A 16,355-nucleotide genomic window follows, 5' to 3' on the forward strand; every position below is an offset into this window, starting at 1 on the left:
GATAAAATATGAAAATTTATCATCTTTCTCATACTGATTTAGATGGTTATGCTTGTCAATATGTAGTAAATTTTTATTTTAAAAATTGCTTTTTTTATAATTCTAATTATGGGAAAGAAATCAATGAAAACTTTAATGTTATTTTTAAAAATATTGAAGAAGATTTGAAGATCAATCCTAATGAAGAATATGTTATTTTAATCACTGATTTAAATTTAACCTTGAATCAATGTGAAGAATTTCAAAAAGCTATCGAAGGTAAAAAAATCAAACTTTTGCTTTTAGATCACCATCAAAGTGGATTAGAATGTGCATTGAAATATCCTTGGTATTTTTTAGATGATCAAAGATGTGCAACAAAAATTGTTTATGATTTTTTTTCAAAATGCTGTAATAAAGATAAATCTTTGAGTGAATTTGTAGATGTTGTCAATGCTGTAGATATTTGGCTAAGTCATGATAAAAATTTTGAGCTAGGTAAGGTTTTATTGGGCATGGTAGCTGGTGCTAAAGAAATCAATAGGGTAATGTTTGCTAATGAAAATATCAAATATATTTTTTATCTTTTTGATAAATCAAGATTGTATATAAAAAAAGACAATGCTCATATTGATTTAGACAATGATTTGCATAGCTTGAAAAAATCTTTTTTTAAGATGCAAAATGATGATACTTTAAGTAATTTAATTTCTAAATTTGTAGTAGAAAAATTAAAATTTGATAAAGAAAAATTTAGTGTTACATATAAAGGTCAAAAAGGTTTGCTTACTTCAAACATAGGTAATACTTCAGTTATTGGGAATGATTTTTTGACTCAAAATCCTGAATTTGATTTTTTTGTAGATATTAGTTCAAGAAAAACTTTAAGTTTTAGAGCAAATAATAAAATAGATGTTAGCTTAATGGCTAAAAATTTAGTCAATGGTGGAGGCCATAAAAATGCTAGTGGTGGGATGTTTACTTCTTATAAAGATAGTTCAAATTATGAATTTATCAAAGCTCAATTTATGGATTTAATTAAAAATAAAGAATTAAAGGAAAACAATGAAAGCAAATCATAACTTAAAAGAAGAAATAGAAAATTTACAATATGAATTGAGTATAGTGCTTGAAGCTATGCTTTTATATGCTGGAGTGAAAAAAGAAAAACTTGATCAAGCAATAGGATGTTATATTGATTGTATTGATGATGTGTGTGCTAAAAGTCAAAGTGAAGGAGTGGATGAAATTTTAGAAGTTGTAGAGTATCTTAAACAACACTATGGTGAATTGTTTGTATGAGAATTTTATTTTTATTTTTTGTTATAAGTTTTTCCTATGCAGATATTTATGAGACTTTAAATGATTTTGCTTATAATAAACAAAACTCAATTAATCTTTACTCCAAAGAAGCTACTATTTTAGAATTAAAAAAAGATAAAAAATCTTGTGTTGATATAGTTTTAAGTGATAAAAAAGCATATGTTTTAAAAAAATATGATTCTTGTAAAGATGTCAATGAAACAACATTAAATGAATACCTTAATACAAATTTTATGAGTTTGTATTTAAAAGATCTGACTTCCATGAGAAAAGAGCTTAGTGAAATTAAAAATATTATGCGAGATTTTATGATTTATTATACTTTAAACCATTCTTTTGCTAATGATTTAAAACTTTTAAGTAAAAGTGAAAAAATTCATGCTTTAAATTTAGATAAAAATACAGGTGGTAAGATTTTTTATAAGATCAATGATCAAGATTGTGTTATGTTTGATTTGTTTCTTGATGAATTTTCTCAAGCAAGTTTGTATGTAGTAGGTATAGAAAATTTAGATAAACAATGTATGGAGCTTATTTCATCCCCAGAATTTAAAGAATTATCTTTTACGCAAAAAGAAATGAAAAAATACAGATTAAAAAACTAATCTAAAAAGCTTAATAAAATATAACTTTAAAATTCTATTTAAAGCCATTTTTCTTTTTTCTATGTTTGAGAATACATATGAATTTAAGTCTTGTTTTTCTCTAAGTGTTAAATTTTTCATAATTGAAGTAAACCTTATTTTGTAATATTGCTAGTAAAATTATAATGTTTTAACTTTTAAAACAGCTGAAAATATATTTTATTAAATTTACTTATACAAACTAAATAAACTTTAGCTATATAGACTAAAATATTTTAAATAAATTTATTTAAAAATAACTTGACATTATATTACTAAAGTTGTATAATATTTTCATCACTTAAAAATATTGAGTGCTAATTTATTAAAAAAGGTTTATAGTGAAGTCTTGTGACAAAAAAGATTTAATTTTAAGAACCATTATAGAAACTTATTTAGATGGTAATGTTCCTGTTGGTTCTAACGAGTTAAATAATAAAGTTTGCATTCCAGCTTCTACTATAAGAGTTTATTTTAAAAAATTAAGTGATGAGGGGGTTTTAACTCAACTTCATATAAGTAGTGGAAGAATTCCTACTAATAGAGCTATGAAAGCTTATTGGAGTGAGCAACTTTATGAAAATGAGATTATCATCAATGATCTTGCTTTATTGGAATTTTTGCTTGATAAATTTGAAATTTACACTTTGATTTATGGAGGAGATGATTTAGTTTTAAATGATGTTGAAGTTGTAAATAATAAATTCATTATATTAGATTTTACAAAAAATGAATTGGTTTTAAAATTTAGCCAAGATTCTTTTTTATTCATCCAAAGATTAATTGGACTTGAGTTAAAAGATATAGAAAATTTAGCTTTTAAGGTAAATTTTCAAGAGTTGTTAGAAAAAATTTCTATGTTAAAACAGGCAATGATTTATTATAGATATAACGAGAGTAAAGCTTATCAAATTTATCAAAATGATGAATTTGCTAAGCTTTTATCTCCACAAATAGGTTTTTATTTTGATAAAAAATTAAAATTTAATCCTTTGTTTGAAGAAGGATTTATGGGATTAAAGCTTAAGAGTATGTTTTTAGGGCAAGAATCTAGTGCAATTTTTGCAGGAAGCATATATTCTGATTTTAAAACAATGTTAAACATTATAAAGGAGGCTGCATGAGCGAAGAAAAGCAAAATGAAGAAATGCTTGATGAGAATACGCAAGTTTTAGAAGAACAAAACGATGAACTTCAAAAACTTCAAGCGCAATATGATGAATTAAAAGATACTTATTTAAGAGCAAATGCTGAATTTGAAAATATCAAAAAAAGAATGGAAAAAGAAAAAATTTCAGCAACTATTTATGCAAATGAAAGTTTTGCAAAAGATTTGCTTGATGTAGTAGATGCATTAGAGGCGGCTGTAAATGTAGAAGCTAATGATGAAATTAGCTTAAAAATTAAAGAAGGTGTGCAAAATACACTTGATCTACTTTTGAAGAAGCTAGAAAAACATATGGTTAAACCAGTGGAAGCTAGTGGTGAATTTGATCCAAATTTACATGAAGCTATGTTTCACGTAGAAAGTGCTGATCATGAAAGCGGTCATATAGTAGCTCTTTTACAAAAGGGTTATATGATGAATGATAGAATCATAAGATCAGCCAAAGTTAGCGTTGCAAAATAAATTTAATAAAGGAGAATAAAATGAGTAAAGTTATAGGTATAGATTTAGGAACAACTAATTCTTGTGTAAGTGTGTATGAAAGAGGGGAGAGCAAGGTTATCCCTAATAAAGAAGGTAAAAACACAACTCCTTCAGTAGTAGCTTTTACTGATAAAGGTGAAATTTTAGTTGGAGATAGTGCTAAGCGTCAGGCAGTAACTAATCCTGAAAAAACTATTTATTCTATAAAAAGAATTATGGGTTTAATGATAAATGAAGAAGCAGCTAAAGAAGCTAAAAATCGTCTTCCTTATCATATAACAGAAAGAAATGGAGCTTGTGCTATAGAAATAGCTGGTAAAATTTATACTCCACAAGAAATTTCAGCAAAAGTTTTGATGAAATTAAAAGAAGATGCTGAAGCTTTTTTAGGTGAAAAAGTTGAAGATGCGGTTATAACAGTTCCAGCATATTTTAATGATGCACAAAGAAAAGCAACTAAAGAAGCAGGAACCATAGCAGGACTGAATGTTTTAAGAATTATAAACGAACCAACAGCAGCAGCTTTAGCTTATGGACTTGATAAAAAAGAGAGCGAAAAAATAGTAGTTTATGATCTAGGTGGTGGAACATTTGATGTTACAGTGCTTGAAACAGGAGATAATGTAGTAGAAGTTTTAGCGACTGGTGGTAATGCATTTTTGGGTGGTGATGATTTTGATAATAAATTAATAGACTTTTTAGCAAGTGAATTTAAAGATGAAACAGGAATAGATCTTAAAAATGATGTAATGGCTTTGCAAAGATTAAAAGAAGCAGCTGAAAATGCTAAAAAAGAACTCAGTTCAGCAAACGAAACCAATGTAAATTTACCATTTATTACAGCTGATGCAAGTGGTCCAAAACATTTGACAAAAACTTTAACAAGAGCTAAATTTGAAAGTATGATTGAAGGTTTAGTATCTGAAACTATTAGCAAAATCAATGAAGTTGTAAAAGATGCTGGACTTGATAAAAATGAAATCAAAGAAATTGTAATGGTGGGTGGATCAACTCGTGTTCCTTTGGTTCAAGAAGAAGTTAAAAAAGCTTTTGGTAAAGATTTAAATAAATCAGTTAATCCTGATGAAGTTGTTGCAATTGGTGCAGCTATACAAGGAGCAGTTATAAAAGGTGATGTGAAAGATGTATTATTACTTGATGTTACTCCACTTTCTTTGGGTATTGAAACTTTAGGTGGAGTTATGACTAAAATCATCGAAAAAGGCACAACCATACCTACAAAAAAAGAGCAAACTTTCTCAACTGCTGAAGACAATCAAAGTGCAGTTACTATAAATGTTTTACAAGGTGAGAGAGAATTTAGCCGTGATAATAAATCTTTAGGTAATTTTAATCTTGAAGGAATTCCACCAGCGCCTCGTGGTATGCCACAAATTGAAGTTACATTTGATATAGATGCAAATGGAATTTTGACAGTTAGTGCTAAAGATAAAGCAACTGGTAAAGCTCAAGAGATTAAAATCACAGGTTCTAGTGGTTTAAGCGAAGAAGAAATTAATAATATGGTAAAAGATGCAGAGCTTCACAAAGAAGAAGATAGAAAACGCAAAGAGGCTGTAGAAGCAAGAAATGCTGCAGATAGTTTAGTGCATCAAGTTGAAAAATCTTTAAGCGAGCTTGGAGAAAAAGTAAGTGATGAGGATAAGGCAAATATCCAAAAAGCACTTGATGATTTAAAAGAAACTTTAAAAAATGTAAATGCTTCTAAAGAAGAGATAGAAAGCAAAATGAAAGCATTAAGCGAGGTTTCTCATAAATTAGCTGAAAATATGTATAAAAAAGATGAAAAGCCAAGCGAAGATAAAAAGAAAAAAGATGATGATGTAATAGATGCCGAGGTTGAATAAAGACTAGGCTAGAAGCGATAAAGCTTCTAGCTTAGTTAATCAATATATTTTTTACAATCTTCTTTGAAATACTTTCTATCAAATTTTGCAAAATTATCATTATTTGGGACTTTATAGCATTCAGTATAATTTTTTGCTTTTAAAATTTTTACATAAAAACTTGGTATAGCTATATTATTTTTTATGCGTTTTGGGTTTTTATCATAAAGTATTAAATTTAATACTTGCAATTCTTGGCTTTTCTTAGCTAGATATCTTTCTCTTTGCTCAATTTCATTCCAAATTTCTGCATTAATATCTTTTTTTTGAGGGGTAACATTACTCATTAAAAAAGTGCTAAGTTGAGCTTGTGGCGTAGCATTCATGGATTGATTAGGTACCACATGACCTCTTGTATAGCCACTTTTTATATAATCTTGCCAATAAGTTCTATATTTTTTAGGTATATTGGTATCTTCTGAAAATTTAGGGCGTTTTTTAATATGTCCTTGGTTTAAAATTCTAGCTTCAAGTTTGTAAGCTATTGCTTTTGTGCCTTTATAAGTATAATCATAGCAATTAATATAATAATACTTATCCATCAATAATGAGCAATTTTGAAAATACTTTTTAAAGCTAGGATCGAGCTCGTATTGGGTGTATGCAAAAGAACTTAAAGCTAAAGTGCATAAAGAAAGTATTTTTTTCATGTTAAAAGTTTTCTAACCATCTCATTTAATCTTTTTCCATCAACACTTGCTCCAAAAAGTACTTTGGCCTCTTTCATTAGTACACCTTGTTCTTTCAAGGAGCTAATTTGTAATTTTTCTATTAATTTTTTAAGCTCATTTTCTAATTCTTCATCGCTTAGTTGCTTTGGTAAATATGTGCTTAAAATAGCAATTTCAGCTAATTCTTTTTGTGCTAAATCTTCTCTAGAGCCTTTGTTAAAAGCTAAGACAGCTTCGTTTCTTTTTTTGATTTCACTGGCAATGATTTTATAAATTCTATCATTATCAAGAGCGATTTTCTCATCTACTTCAATTTGTTTAAAACAAGCATTTAAAGTTCTTAAAGTATTTCTTTTGAAATCATCTTTACTTCGCATCGCATCTTTGATATCTTCTAAAATTTGTTCTTTTAAATTCATTGTATTCCTTTATATGAGATGTTTTTAAAATGAGCTATGCAAACTCCTTCTCTAATCCCATCATCAATGATGATGAGTTTTTCTTTATCAAATAAAGCATAAAGAAGTAAAGCACCAGCTATTAGGTATTTTTTTCTATTATCACCTAAGTAAATTTTAGCTTTTTCTTGCTCTAAATTCCAAATTTTTATAGCAAAATTTAAAAAATCTTTAGAATTTAGCATTTTACCATTGATTTTTTCTTCTTTATAATCTTTATATTTGATTTTTTGTTTATAAGCACAAAGTGTAGTAGGCACACCTGAATTTAAAACAAAATACTGACTTTTTAATATCTTTTTAGCCATGATAGTTTCTTTAAAAGCATTAAGGAATAATTGTTTAAAATGAGGATGATAAGGACTAAAATGAATTTTTAAAATTTTATTTTTTACGCGTTTTAATTGCTTAGGGTTTTTTTTGAAAAATTTAACAAAAGCATTATGCTTAGAGTGTTTAAAATGATTTTTCTCATAAAAACTTATAATACCAAAATCAAAACTTTTGCTAATTTTAGCATTTGAAATTTCACAAGAAGCGCCACCTAAATCACAATAATTAAAATCTTTCCTAAAAATATGCAATCTTTTTAATCTTTCTTGCATGGCTAAAATGCTTAATCTTGCTTCAGTATTTGGATCAATTAGCGTGATTTTGAGTTTAAATTCTTGTTTGATTTTTTCAAAAATTTCTTTAGTGTTTTTAGCTTTTCTAAAAGCTGCTGTAGCTACTGCTTTAGCGTTTTTTAAATCATAATTTTTGTTTTTTAAAGTATTTAATGCATCAAATAATTTTTGGATAGCTTCATCACTAATGTTTGAATTTTTCATATTTTTGGCAGCACCTATGATAAATTCTTCGCTTTGAAGCTTATTAAAATTTTCATCCATTAAAACAGCTCTTAAGGTGTTTGAACCTAAATCTATACCTAGCACCAATACTCCTTAAAAAATTTAAAGTATAATATCTAAAAAAATATAAGGAAAACTTATGCTTTTAGGGGTAAATATTGATCATATTGCTGTTTTAAGAGAAGCTAGAAAAGTAAATGATCCTGATTTATTAGAAGCTGCATTTTTGGTTTCACCTTTGTGCGATCAAATAACCATACATGTAAGAGAAGATCGCAGACATGCAAATGAAAAAGATTTAGAAAATATTTTAAAATATTGCAAATGTATAGTCAATCTTGAATGCTCTCTTGATATGATAGAATATGCTTTAAAATACAAACCTTCAAGGGTTACCTTGGTACCAGAAAAAAGACAAGAACTAACAACAGAGGGTGGATTAAATTTAAATAATGAAAAATTACAAGAAGTCATCTTAAAGTTAAAACAAGCTCAAATTGAAACTTCTTTATTTATTGATCCAAATTTGAAAGATATAGAAAAATCCAAAGAGTTAAATGCTGATTATATAGAGCTTCATACAGGGCTTTATGCAAATATTTATAATGCTTTATATACTAATATCAACTACACTTCTTATGCAATTTCTAATTTACTTTTAGAAAAAAATGATTTAAAAACACTTTTAGATGAAGAACTTTTAAGACTTAAAGAAAGTGCTAAATTTGCAAAACAATTAGGACTTAAAGTTGCAGCGGGTCATGGACTTAATTATCAAAATGTAAAAAATATAGTCAATATTTTAGAAATTGAAGAATTAAATATAGGTCAAAGTATAGTAGCAAAATCTATTTTTATAGGTTTAAAAGAAGCTATTTTACAAATGAGAGCTTTGATGCAAAGATGAAAAAAGTCGCAATTAGTATAGGAGATTTAAATGGTATTAGCATGCAACTTTTATTGCAAGCACATAAAGAGCTTATAAAAATTTGCGAGCCTTTTTATTTTATTCATTATGAAATATTTTTAAAAGCAAGTAAGCTTTTAAATATAACATTGCAGGATGAATTTAATTTAGTAGAATTTTCTTCTAAAGAGCAAGAAAATTTTATCTTTAAAGAAAAAAAAGGAAATTTTAAAATTTATACTTACACTGCCTTGTTAGATCAAGAAGTGGATATTGATTTTACCATAAATGCAGGTATGCTTGATGCAAAAGTTGGAGCTTATTCGTTTTTAAGTTTTCAAGCGGCAAGTAAATGTGCAAGAAATTATTTAGATGCTTTAATAACTTTGCCTATTAACAAAAAAGCTTGGCAAATGAGTCAAATTAACTATAAAGGTCACACTGAAGCTTTAAGGGTTTTTTTTGATAAAGATGCTATTATGATGCTAGGTTGTGAAGAATTATTTGTGGCTTTATATACTGAACATATTGCTTTAAGAGAAGTTTATAAGCATATCAATGCTTTAGAACTTGCTAAATTTTTAATTCAATTTTATCAATGCACACTATTTAAACCTATAGGCGTTTTAAGTTTTAATCCACATGCAAGTGATGATGGGGTTATAGGTGGAGAAGAAGAAATTCAAATAAAAAAAGCTATTAAAATAGCCAATGTTTTTTTAAAAGATGATGGCTTAAATTTAAATGTGCTTAACAATGATATTTTGCTTAGTGAAAAAGAAAAGGCATTGAGTTTTAAAGAAGATATTTTTATCAACGAGCCTTTGGTTGCTGATAGTGCTTTTATACCTTCTTCTTTAAAAAAATGTAAGTATTTAGTTAGTATGTATCATGATGTGGCATTAGCTCCATTAAAAGCTTTGTATTTTGAAAAAAGCATTAATGTGAGTTTAAATTTGCCCATTATTAGAACAAGTGTTGATCATGGAACAGCTTATGATATAGCATATAAGAATAAAAAAATAAATTTACAAAGTTATATCCAAGCTGTAAAATCAGCTTTAGAATTTTCAAAAATAAAAGAAAAAAATAAGTAAAAATCACTAAAATGACAGATAAATTATTCCTTAAGGAGGGCACTTGAATAAGGAAAATATGATAGCGTTTTTTATTTTTATAATTAGCGTTTTGTGTTTTTTTATTTGGGGGTATAATTATATACCTAATAATTCTATGATTTTATTTATCCTTGCAAGTGTTTTTGGGATTTTTATGGCGTTTAATATAGGTGGCAATGATGTTGCAAATTCCTTTGGAACAAGTGTGGGTGCTAAAACTGTTACGATAAAACAAGCTTTGATCATTGCTGCTGTATTTGAATTAAGCGGAGCTGTTTTTGCAGGTGGTTCTGTGACAAATACCATAAGAAGCGGTATTGTGGTTTTACCAAATGGTATTAATCCTATGGTATTTGTATGTATTATGCTTTCAGCATTGTTAAGTTCAGGAATTTGGCTTTTAATAGCTAGTAAAAAAGGATTGCCCGTATCTACTACTCATAGTATTATAGGCGGTATAGTTGGTGCTAGTATTGCTATGGGTTTTGTGTTTTTTAATCAGCATGAAGCTTTTTCTATGGTAAATTGGAATGGAATTTATAAAATTGTCGCAAGTTGGATTATCTCTCCTTTGCTTGGAGGACTTGTTGCATATTTGATTTATTCATACATTTATAAACGAATTTTAGAGCCTTCTTCGCTTATTAATGTCAAAATAAAAGAAATTAAAAAAGAGAAGAAAATATTTAAAGAAGAGTATTTTAAAAATCTACAAAATAAATCTCAAGAAGAGCAAATTAAAGAATTAAGCGCTATAGTGCTAGATGATGATGAGAAAAAAAGTGAATATAAATTAAAAATTAAACAATTAAAAGATAAAGAAAAAGATATCGATGTTTTTAGCAAGATGAAATTTCATGTGCCATTGATAGCTGGTGTAGCTGCTTTAGTGATTTCTTCTATGTTTTTATTTAAAGGATTAAATAAGGTTTCTACCTTAAATTTAATGCAAAATTTATGGATAGTTTTTATTATTTCCATTTTTGCTTATATAGTAACTTTAGCGGTTGTTAGATTGATGAAAAAAACAGAATTAAATAAAACTATAGAAAAGATTTTTTCATGGTTTCAAATTTTTACCGCTTCAAGTTTTGCTTTTTCGCATGGAGCTAATGATATTGCCAATGCTCTAGGCCCATTTGCTGCAATTTTAGATGTACTTAAAAATAATACAATTAATCCAAGCTCACCAGTCCCATTTGCTGTAATGTTGATGTTTGGTATATCTTTGGTTATTGGACTTTGGTTTTTAGGTAAAGAGGTTATCCAAACCGTTGGCTCAAAACTAGCTCAAATTAAACCAACTACTGGTTTTAGTGCTGAACTTGGTGCTAGTATAGTTATACTTTTGGCAACTCAATTAGGAATTCCTGTTAGCTCAACACATATTTTAATCGGAGCGATACTTGGAATAGGGGTATTTAACAAAGATGCAAAATGGAATATGATGAAGCCTATTGGCCTTGCTTGGGTGATTACCTTGCCTGTAGCAGGAATTTTATCAAGTATTATTTTTATGATATTTGTTCAAATTTTAATCTTGTAAATTTATAAGATATTTTTTTGCTTGGTGTAAATTATCTGTATTGATGTAATGATTTATTTTTAAAGGTTTTTTATAAACCTTATCATAGTACTCAAAAAGCATTAAAGCACAATTTTTAAGATCATTATTTTCATAATTTTGTAAAAGATTGTGTTTGAAATCTTTGCTAATATAAGGAGAGATTTTTTCCACACAATGATAAAAATATTCTTTTTTAATTTTAGAATAATCTTTTAATATTCTATCAATTCTTAAATTTATAGAGCATTCACACCAAATTTTTTCAACATCTTGCATGGCTTGGTATAAATTTAATGGTAAGGTTAAATTTCCAATTTGCCTACTTTCAGCTTCTATAAAACAAGTTTTATAAGGATAGTGTTTTAAAAAATGAAATAGCTCATCTTCAAAGGCTTTTTGGCTCGGTTGTTCTCCGTATATTTTGCCAAAACTTGATCCTTGATGATTTGCTAATTTTTCAAGATTTAAAGCATTATCTAATAAATTTAACAAATCACTTTTACCACTTGCAGTGTTACCACATAAGCAGTAAAATTTTATATTTAATTTTTGCTTGAAAAAATCACTCAAATAGCTTCTATATCCCTTATAACCACCTTTTAATCTCACAACCTTATATCCAAGCTCACTAAGTATTAATGATAAAGATTTTGATCTCATTCCACCTTTAGCACAATAAATCCCCACCAAAGATCTAATTTTGTATTTATCATAAATATCTTTAATATGATCACTCATATTTTTACAAATATAACTTGCACCTTTTGCTTTTGCTAGACTTTTATTTTTAGTGTAAATAGTTCCAATTTCTTTAAATTCTTCATCGTTTAGAGCATAGTAATTTTTAGAATTTTTAATATGAGAATGTTTAAATTCTCTAGGGCTTCTAGCATCTATAATCAAATCAAAATTGTAATTTTGAAATTGATTAAATTCAACTTCTTCAAACATAAGCTAAAAAAGCTTTGCGTAATTTTTTATAAATTTGCTTTAAATCACTTCCACATACTCTAGTATTTGCAATAGTGGTAATAAAATTAGTATCTCCTTGCCATCTTGGCACTAAATGATAATGACAATGAGGTGCTATGCCAGCTCCTGCTGCTGCGCTTAAATTCATACCGATATTTACACCTTTAGCAAAAAGCTCATCTTTTAAAATTTTCACACCAATTTGCACGTATTGACTCATTTGTATCCAAATTTTATCATCTAAATCTTCTATATTTTCAGTATGCTCATAAGGTATGATCATAAAATGTCCAGGACTATAAGGAAATTTATTCATAATTGCAAAACAATATTTTGCCCTAAAAATTACTCCAAAAGTCTCATCTTGATCTAAGACTTCATTGCATTTGCAAAATGGACAAGAATTTTTATCTTTTTGATTAAAATATGCATCTCTCCAAGGTGCGTATAAATATTCCATTTTAATCCTTTATACAAGCGTGAAGGTGTTTGATATTTTTACTTATGATGGCTTTATTTTTAGGTAAAAATTTTAAAAGCTCTTCATCTTCTATATGAAAAATTCTTGCCCCTGCTAGTATAGAATGATTTATATCACTTTTATCTTGTGTGAAAAATATAGCTTCTAAACCTAAATGAATAGCAAAACTATAGAGTTTTTTAAGTTGTAATGTTGTAAGCATTTTTGGCTGTATATAAAATGCATCTGCGCCATACACTAGACTTTCTAAAATTTGATATTCATCAAAAATAAAATCAAATTGTATGATGGGTTTTTGACTATAGCGTCTAAAAAGACTAAGATTTTGCACATCTTCTAAAAAAGTATTGATGATAACTCCATCAAAATCATCTTTTTTAAAATTTAAATCATTTAAAAATAAAATATTTGAAACTTGATTTTTTAGCAACATTAAATACAAGTCTTTAGGATAAAAAGCATTGGAAGCTAGACTTCTTCCTAAAACATCATAGGGAATTTTTTCTTTTTTTTGCTCTAATTTTTTTTGACTTTGTTTGAAATTTTGCTCTAAGTTTATTTTTTCAAACATTTTTTTATAGCCTCTAAATGCTCTTTGCTTTCTGGTGAATTTGAAAATTCTTTATCATGTAAGGTTTTTTGTAAAATTTCATAAGCTTTTTTACAATCATTTAGTTTATAATACCCCCAAGCTAGTGAATCAAGATAATAAAGATTTTCAGGTTCTTGCTCTAAAGCCCATTCTACTAGCTCTATACCTTTTTTAATGTCTATACCATATTCTATTAAAGTATAGCCATAAAAATTTTGATACAAAGCTTCACTGCGTATATCAACACTTTCTTCAAATTTTTTTAAGATTGATTCTAGTCTTTTTTTATCAGTGATTTTTTTACTTTTTGCATCTGCGTAATTTTCAAATTCTAAAATGGCAGCCATTGAAAGGTATTTTTTATTTTTACTTAATTGGTATTTTTTTAAAACTTCTTCATAAGCTTTTTTATAATCTTTTAATTGAGTATATAAAAATACTTTAGTATCTGTGTCTATATTGTATTCTTTGGCGATATTTAAAGCTTGAGTGTATTTTTTTTCTTTGCTTAAAAGCTCTATAATGGCATAGATATATTTTATATCATTGTTGATTTTATATAAATTTTGAAGCAATTCTGTGCTAGCTTGAGTATTGTTTTGCTCTTGATAAATTTTTAAAAGCAAAGTACAAGTTTTCAATGAACATCCATAATTTTTTCTAAAAGTTTCTAAATCTTTTTTAGCTTGATTGATATTTTTAGTTCTTACATTAAGTTCTACTATTTTAAGTAAAAGATTTTCATGAGCAAAAAGTTCATAAGCTTTGTTATACTCTTTTAAAGCTTTTGTAAATAATCCTTTTCTTGTGTAAATATCACCCAATAACTCATAATTTCTATAATCTTGTTTGTTTTTCTTGATAAGACTAAAAATCAAATTTTCTGCTTCTTGGTAATTGCCTTTTTCAAAAGCATACAAAGCATGCAATCTTGCTATGGCAGGTAAATGTAAAAAGTCTTTTGAGTCTTTTAAAAGTTGTTCTTTTTCTTTAAAATTATTACCTAAAGCTAAAAATAAAGCTTTTTGTAAATATATACTTTCATTACTATCTTTAAATAATTTTGCATAAATTTCATAAGCATTTTTATACTCAGAATATTCTTCGTAAATCAAAGCTTTTAGAAGCTCTTGTTCGTTTTTGGCGAAGCTATAGCTAAAAATAGATATTAATATAATTAATGAAAGCAAACTCCTATGCATTCTTTTTGCAACTCCTTTTTATGTGTTTTAAAATACTCCCAAAATGGAAAAGTCTTGCATTGATTTGGTCTGTATTTGTAGATTAGACATTTTTTATGCATTGTATCAAAAAAAATACAACGATAACCATCTTTGTATTTTTCTTCTTTAAAACTAAATTTAAAGCCAACTTTGATGAGGTATTGTTTTTGAAATTCTTCAAAACTCAAATTTAAAAAATTTGCTATTTTATAGAGCTCATCTTGATTGGCAAATATATAGCCACTTTCTCCAGTGCAACATTTGCCTTGACATTTTTGACAAGCATTTTCATCGAAAGTGTAATCATAATCTTTATTATAAATCATAACTAATTGTTCCAGTTGTTTTGTAAATTTCTTCTACGATTTGATTTAATTTATCATTTTTATATATAAATAGCGGTGGTGAAATTTCAATAGGACCTTTGCTATTTTTTCTAGCTTCTAATAGCATTAATCTTGCTGATTTAGCATTATTAGAGTGGATAAATTGCAATTTGGTAAGTTTTATTTTATATTGCATAAAATAAGCACAAATTGCATCTAAAAATTCAGCCTCATAGCACATATAAATTTTTCCATTTGGTTTGATTATAGAATTCATCTTAGCTATCATTTTTTCAAGCGGCATAAATTCTTGATATCTTGAAATGTTCGTATGTAAATCATCTGTTTTTTGAGTATTTTGTTTATAAAATGGAGGATTGGAAACTAAATAATCAAATTTAACATCACTTTTAAAATGTAAAAAATCTTGACAAATAGTTTTAACATTCAAGCCATTTTCTATAGAATTTTTACAAGTTAAATCAATATTTTTTTGTTGTATATCAAGCATAAAGACTTTAGAATTTGGAAATTTTTGTTTTATTAATAAGCCTAAAATTCCACAACCACAACCTATATCTAAAATATTTCCTTGTAAATTTTGTTTGGATAAAAAATCAAAAAGTAAAAGACTATCGTTGTTGTAACGATAGCCTTTTGGATATTGAAAGAGCTTTAACATTTATAAAGATGATTGCAGATTTTAAATGCATCATTTAAACCCACAACGATAGAAGCACCATTTTTACTAGCTATGTCTCCAGCTACAAACAAACCTTTAACATTGCTTTCTTTATTTTCATTAAAACTTGGAATGCCTTTATCATCTACTTGTATAGAGCATTTTTGTAAAAAATCAAGTGGAGTTGAACCACCTATAGCATAAATAATACGATCATAAATTTCACTAGAATTATCAGTAAAATTGACCTTAGCTTTGCCACTTTCATCTTCAATGCTTATAATGTCTATGCCAAGTTTTGCTTGAATAGCACCTTCGTTAAATGCTTTATGTAAATTTTCAAGATTGATATCATTTAATCTTGAAAAAGTTTCTCTTCTATAGCAAAGTGTAATATCGTTGTTTTTGGCTAGATCTATTGCGTATTCTGCAGCTGAATTTCCTCCGCCAACTACCAAAATTTTTTCATTTTGGCTAGTAGAGTTAGCGTTAAAATTTATAATTTTAGTTAAAGTCATAGGTAGAGTGTAGCTTGGCTTGTTTGGTTTTCCCATTCTACCTATAGCAACTACAGCGTTTTTGCAAATATAGTTTTCATTTGCAGTGCTAACTATAAAATTTTCACCATCTTGTTTAATACTTTCAACTTCACTTGAAAATTTAATTTCAAGATTATGTTCTTTAATTGTTTTTTCGAAAGTTTCTATAGTGCTTTCTCTAGTTCCATCGTTAAAATCTATATGACCATGATTTGTGCTATCACAACCTTTATAAGCTTTATCAACTCTTTTGCCTTCTTTGTAGAATTTAACTAAAGTTTGACAAATTGCATCAGCTTTTTCTAGTATGATTACTTCTTTATTTTTTATTTTTGCTTCTACTCCAGCTGCGATACCAGCAGGTCCAGCACCAATAACTACCATATCAAAAATTTTCATCTTTTCCCTTTGTAAATATATTTAATTAGTAAAATTTATCAAAAAAATGATAATAAAAAATAAAATATAACCATAAATTTTACTCT

20 protein-coding genes are annotated in these 16,355 nt (G+C 27.2%); 9 read left to right on the top strand and 11 right to left on the bottom strand.

The window, feature by feature from the left end; genetic code table 11:
• Positions 1-8 precede the first annotated feature (8 nt).
• The 3 genes from FPD38_RS01655 to FPD38_RS01665 are packed head-to-tail and all read left to right on the top strand — an operon-like array spanning position 9 to position 1,907.
• The gene (locus FPD38_RS01655; protein WP_147555058.1) at positions 9-1,061 is read left to right on the top strand and encodes a DHH family phosphoesterase; all 1,053 of its coding nucleotides are present in this window, start codon (positions 9-11) and stop codon (positions 1,059-1,061) included.
• The gene (locus FPD38_RS01660) at positions 1,045-1,281 is read left to right on the top strand and encodes a hypothetical protein (protein WP_147555059.1); all 237 of its coding nucleotides are present in this window, start codon (positions 1,045-1,047) and stop codon (positions 1,279-1,281) included. Before FPD38_RS01655 ends, FPD38_RS01660 begins: the two co-directional genes overlap by 17 nt.
• A complete protein-coding gene (locus FPD38_RS01665; protein WP_147555060.1) occupies positions 1,278-1,907 on the top strand; it encodes a hypothetical protein in 630 nt (209 codons plus the stop codon). The genes FPD38_RS01660 and FPD38_RS01665 overlap by 4 nt, the downstream gene beginning before the upstream one ends.
• On the opposite strand, the gene FPD38_RS08240 is transcribed toward FPD38_RS01665, so the two are convergent.
• Complete coding sequence (locus tag FPD38_RS08240) at positions 1,896-2,027, bottom strand: hypothetical protein (protein WP_261798262.1); 132 nt, start codon at positions 2,025-2,027, stop codon at positions 1,896-1,898. The two genes, FPD38_RS01665 and FPD38_RS08240, sit on opposite strands and share 12 nt — an antisense overlap.
• 239 nt (positions 2,028-2,266) lie before the next feature.
• Between FPD38_RS08240 and FPD38_RS01670 the strand changes: the two genes are divergently transcribed.
• The 3 genes from FPD38_RS01670 to dnaK are packed head-to-tail and all read left to right on the top strand — an operon-like array spanning position 2,267 to position 5,444.
• Positions 2,267-3,049: an HrcA family transcriptional regulator gene (locus FPD38_RS01670; protein ID WP_147555061.1), complete on the top strand. Its 783-nt coding sequence runs from the start codon at positions 2,267-2,269 to the stop codon at positions 3,047-3,049.
• Positions 3,046-3,555: a nucleotide exchange factor GrpE gene (gene grpE, locus FPD38_RS01675; protein ID WP_039665656.1), complete on the top strand. Its 510-nt coding sequence runs from the start codon at positions 3,046-3,048 to the stop codon at positions 3,553-3,555. The genes FPD38_RS01670 and grpE overlap by 4 nt, the downstream gene beginning before the upstream one ends.
• Before the next feature lie 20 nt (positions 3,556-3,575).
• Positions 3,576-5,444, top strand: coding sequence for a molecular chaperone DnaK (dnaK, locus tag FPD38_RS01680; protein WP_147555062.1), 1,869 nt, complete (start codon positions 3,576-3,578; stop codon positions 5,442-5,444).
• Positions 5,445-5,479: 35 nt separating this feature from the next.
• Here dnaK and FPD38_RS01685 read toward each other — a convergent pair whose 3' ends face one another.
• Genes FPD38_RS01685 through FPD38_RS01695 form a run of 3 tightly spaced genes read right to left on the bottom strand, consistent with a single transcriptional unit; the run spans position 5,480 to position 7,547 of the window.
• Positions 5,480-6,133, bottom strand: coding sequence for a DNA/RNA non-specific endonuclease (locus tag FPD38_RS01685; RefSeq protein ID WP_147555063.1), 654 nt, complete (start codon positions 6,131-6,133; stop codon positions 5,480-5,482).
• Positions 6,130-6,573: a GatB/YqeY domain-containing protein gene (locus FPD38_RS01690; RefSeq protein ID WP_147555064.1), complete on the bottom strand. Its 444-nt coding sequence runs from the start codon at positions 6,571-6,573 to the stop codon at positions 6,130-6,132. Before FPD38_RS01690 ends, FPD38_RS01685 begins: the two co-directional genes overlap by 4 nt.
• Positions 6,570-7,547 carry a Ppx/GppA phosphatase family protein gene (locus FPD38_RS01695; protein WP_147555065.1) on the bottom strand — a complete coding sequence of 326 codons (978 nt, stop codon included), beginning with the start codon at positions 7,545-7,547 and terminating at the stop codon, positions 6,570-6,572. The genes FPD38_RS01690 and FPD38_RS01695 overlap by 4 nt, the downstream gene beginning before the upstream one ends.
• Before the next feature lie 55 nt (positions 7,548-7,602).
• Here FPD38_RS01695 and FPD38_RS01700 point away from each other — a divergent pair, with 55 nt between their 5' ends.
• The 3 genes from FPD38_RS01700 to FPD38_RS01710 are packed head-to-tail and all read left to right on the top strand — an operon-like array spanning position 7,603 to position 11,034.
• Positions 7,603-8,370 (top strand): pyridoxine 5'-phosphate synthase, encoded by a 768-nt coding sequence (locus FPD38_RS01700; protein ID WP_147555066.1) that lies wholly within the window; start codon positions 7,603-7,605, stop codon positions 8,368-8,370.
• A complete protein-coding gene (gene pdxA / locus FPD38_RS01705) occupies positions 8,367-9,467 on the top strand; it encodes a 4-hydroxythreonine-4-phosphate dehydrogenase (protein ID WP_147555067.1) in 1,101 nt (366 codons plus the stop codon). Before FPD38_RS01700 ends, pdxA begins: the two co-directional genes overlap by 4 nt.
• Before the next feature lie 43 nt (positions 9,468-9,510).
• The gene (locus FPD38_RS01710) at positions 9,511-11,034 is read left to right on the top strand and encodes an inorganic phosphate transporter (protein WP_147555068.1); all 1,524 of its coding nucleotides are present in this window, start codon (positions 9,511-9,513) and stop codon (positions 11,032-11,034) included.
• Here the strand turns inward: FPD38_RS01710 and mnmH are convergent.
• From mnmH to FPD38_RS01745, 7 genes are read right to left on the bottom strand one after another with little or no spacing between them, the layout of a single operon-like run.
• Positions 11,023-12,006: a tRNA 2-selenouridine(34) synthase MnmH gene (gene mnmH / locus FPD38_RS01715; RefSeq protein ID WP_147555069.1), complete on the bottom strand. Its 984-nt coding sequence runs from the start codon at positions 12,004-12,006 to the stop codon at positions 11,023-11,025. The two genes, FPD38_RS01710 and mnmH, sit on opposite strands and share 12 nt — an antisense overlap.
• Positions 11,999-12,487 carry an HIT family protein gene (locus FPD38_RS01720; protein WP_147555070.1) on the bottom strand — a complete coding sequence of 163 codons (489 nt, stop codon included), beginning with the start codon at positions 12,485-12,487 and terminating at the stop codon, positions 11,999-12,001. Before FPD38_RS01720 ends, mnmH begins: the two co-directional genes overlap by 8 nt.
• A gap of 1 nt (position 12,488) precedes the next feature.
• A complete protein-coding gene (locus FPD38_RS01725; protein ID WP_147555071.1) occupies positions 12,489-13,079 on the bottom strand; it encodes a beta/alpha barrel domain-containing protein in 591 nt (196 codons plus the stop codon).
• A complete protein-coding gene (locus tag FPD38_RS01730; protein ID WP_187153074.1) occupies positions 13,064-14,302 on the bottom strand; it encodes a tetratricopeptide repeat protein in 1,239 nt (412 codons plus the stop codon). The genes FPD38_RS01725 and FPD38_RS01730 overlap by 16 nt, the downstream gene beginning before the upstream one ends.
• Entirely contained in the window at positions 14,278-14,649 is a 372-nt protein-coding gene (locus FPD38_RS01735) for a YkgJ family cysteine cluster protein (protein WP_147555073.1), read from the bottom strand. The genes FPD38_RS01730 and FPD38_RS01735 overlap by 25 nt, the downstream gene beginning before the upstream one ends.
• Complete coding sequence (locus tag FPD38_RS01740; protein WP_147555074.1) at positions 14,639-15,331, bottom strand: tRNA1(Val) (adenine(37)-N6)-methyltransferase; 693 nt, start codon at positions 15,329-15,331, stop codon at positions 14,639-14,641. The genes FPD38_RS01735 and FPD38_RS01740 overlap by 11 nt, the downstream gene beginning before the upstream one ends.
• A complete protein-coding gene (locus FPD38_RS01745) occupies positions 15,325-16,269 on the bottom strand; it encodes an NAD(P)-binding domain-containing protein (RefSeq protein ID WP_147555075.1) in 945 nt (314 codons plus the stop codon). Before FPD38_RS01745 ends, FPD38_RS01740 begins: the two co-directional genes overlap by 7 nt.
• Positions 16,270-16,355 lie beyond the last annotated feature (86 nt).

This window comes from Campylobacter volucris (genome assembly GCF_008011665.1).
Lineage (GTDB): Bacteria > Campylobacterota > Campylobacteria > Campylobacterales > Campylobacteraceae > Campylobacter_D > Campylobacter_D volucris_A.

Excerpts from the sequence above, each read along its gene's own strand:
- FPD38_RS08240 (WP_261798262.1), bottom strand. The coding sequence starts at position 2,027 with ATGAAAAATTTAACACTTAGAGAAAAACAAGACTTAAATTCATATGTA.
- FPD38_RS01735 (WP_147555073.1), bottom strand. The coding sequence starts at position 14,649 with ATGATTTATAATAAAGATTATGATTACACTTTCGATGAAAATGCTTGT.
- FPD38_RS01660 (WP_147555059.1), top strand. The coding sequence starts at position 1,045 with ATGAAAGCAAATCATAACTTAAAAGAAGAAATAGAAAATTTACAATAT.
- FPD38_RS01700 (WP_147555066.1), top strand. The coding sequence starts at position 7,603 with ATGCTTTTAGGGGTAAATATTGATCATATTGCTGTTTTAAGAGAAGCT.
- mnmH (WP_147555069.1), bottom strand. The coding sequence starts at position 12,006 with ATGTTTGAAGAAGTTGAATTTAATCAATTTCAAAATTACAATTTTGAT.
- FPD38_RS01740 (WP_147555074.1), bottom strand. The coding sequence starts at position 15,331 with ATGTTAAAGCTCTTTCAATATCCAAAAGGCTATCGTTACAACAACGAT.
- FPD38_RS01685 (WP_147555063.1), bottom strand. The coding sequence starts at position 6,133 with ATGAAAAAAATACTTTCTTTATGCACTTTAGCTTTAAGTTCTTTTGCA.
- FPD38_RS01690 (WP_147555064.1), bottom strand. The coding sequence starts at position 6,573 with ATGAATTTAAAAGAACAAATTTTAGAAGATATCAAAGATGCGATGCGA.
- FPD38_RS01730 (WP_187153074.1), bottom strand. The coding sequence starts at position 14,302 with ATGCATAGGAGTTTGCTTTCATTAATTATATTAATATCTATTTTTAGC.
- pdxA (WP_147555067.1), top strand. The coding sequence starts at position 8,367 with ATGAAAAAAGTCGCAATTAGTATAGGAGATTTAAATGGTATTAGCATG.
- FPD38_RS01745 (WP_147555075.1), bottom strand. The coding sequence starts at position 16,269 with ATGAAAATTTTTGATATGGTAGTTATTGGTGCTGGACCTGCTGGTATC.
- FPD38_RS01665 (WP_147555060.1), top strand. The coding sequence starts at position 1,278 with ATGAGAATTTTATTTTTATTTTTTGTTATAAGTTTTTCCTATGCAGAT.
- FPD38_RS01655 (WP_147555058.1), top strand. The coding sequence starts at position 9 with ATGAAAATTTATCATCTTTCTCATACTGATTTAGATGGTTATGCTTGT.
- dnaK (WP_147555062.1), top strand. The coding sequence starts at position 3,576 with ATGAGTAAAGTTATAGGTATAGATTTAGGAACAACTAATTCTTGTGTA.
- FPD38_RS01725 (WP_147555071.1), bottom strand. The coding sequence starts at position 13,079 with ATGTTTGAAAAAATAAACTTAGAGCAAAATTTCAAACAAAGTCAAAAA.
- FPD38_RS01720 (WP_147555070.1), bottom strand. The coding sequence starts at position 12,487 with ATGGAATATTTATACGCACCTTGGAGAGATGCATATTTTAATCAAAAA.
- grpE (WP_039665656.1), top strand. The coding sequence starts at position 3,046 with ATGAGCGAAGAAAAGCAAAATGAAGAAATGCTTGATGAGAATACGCAA.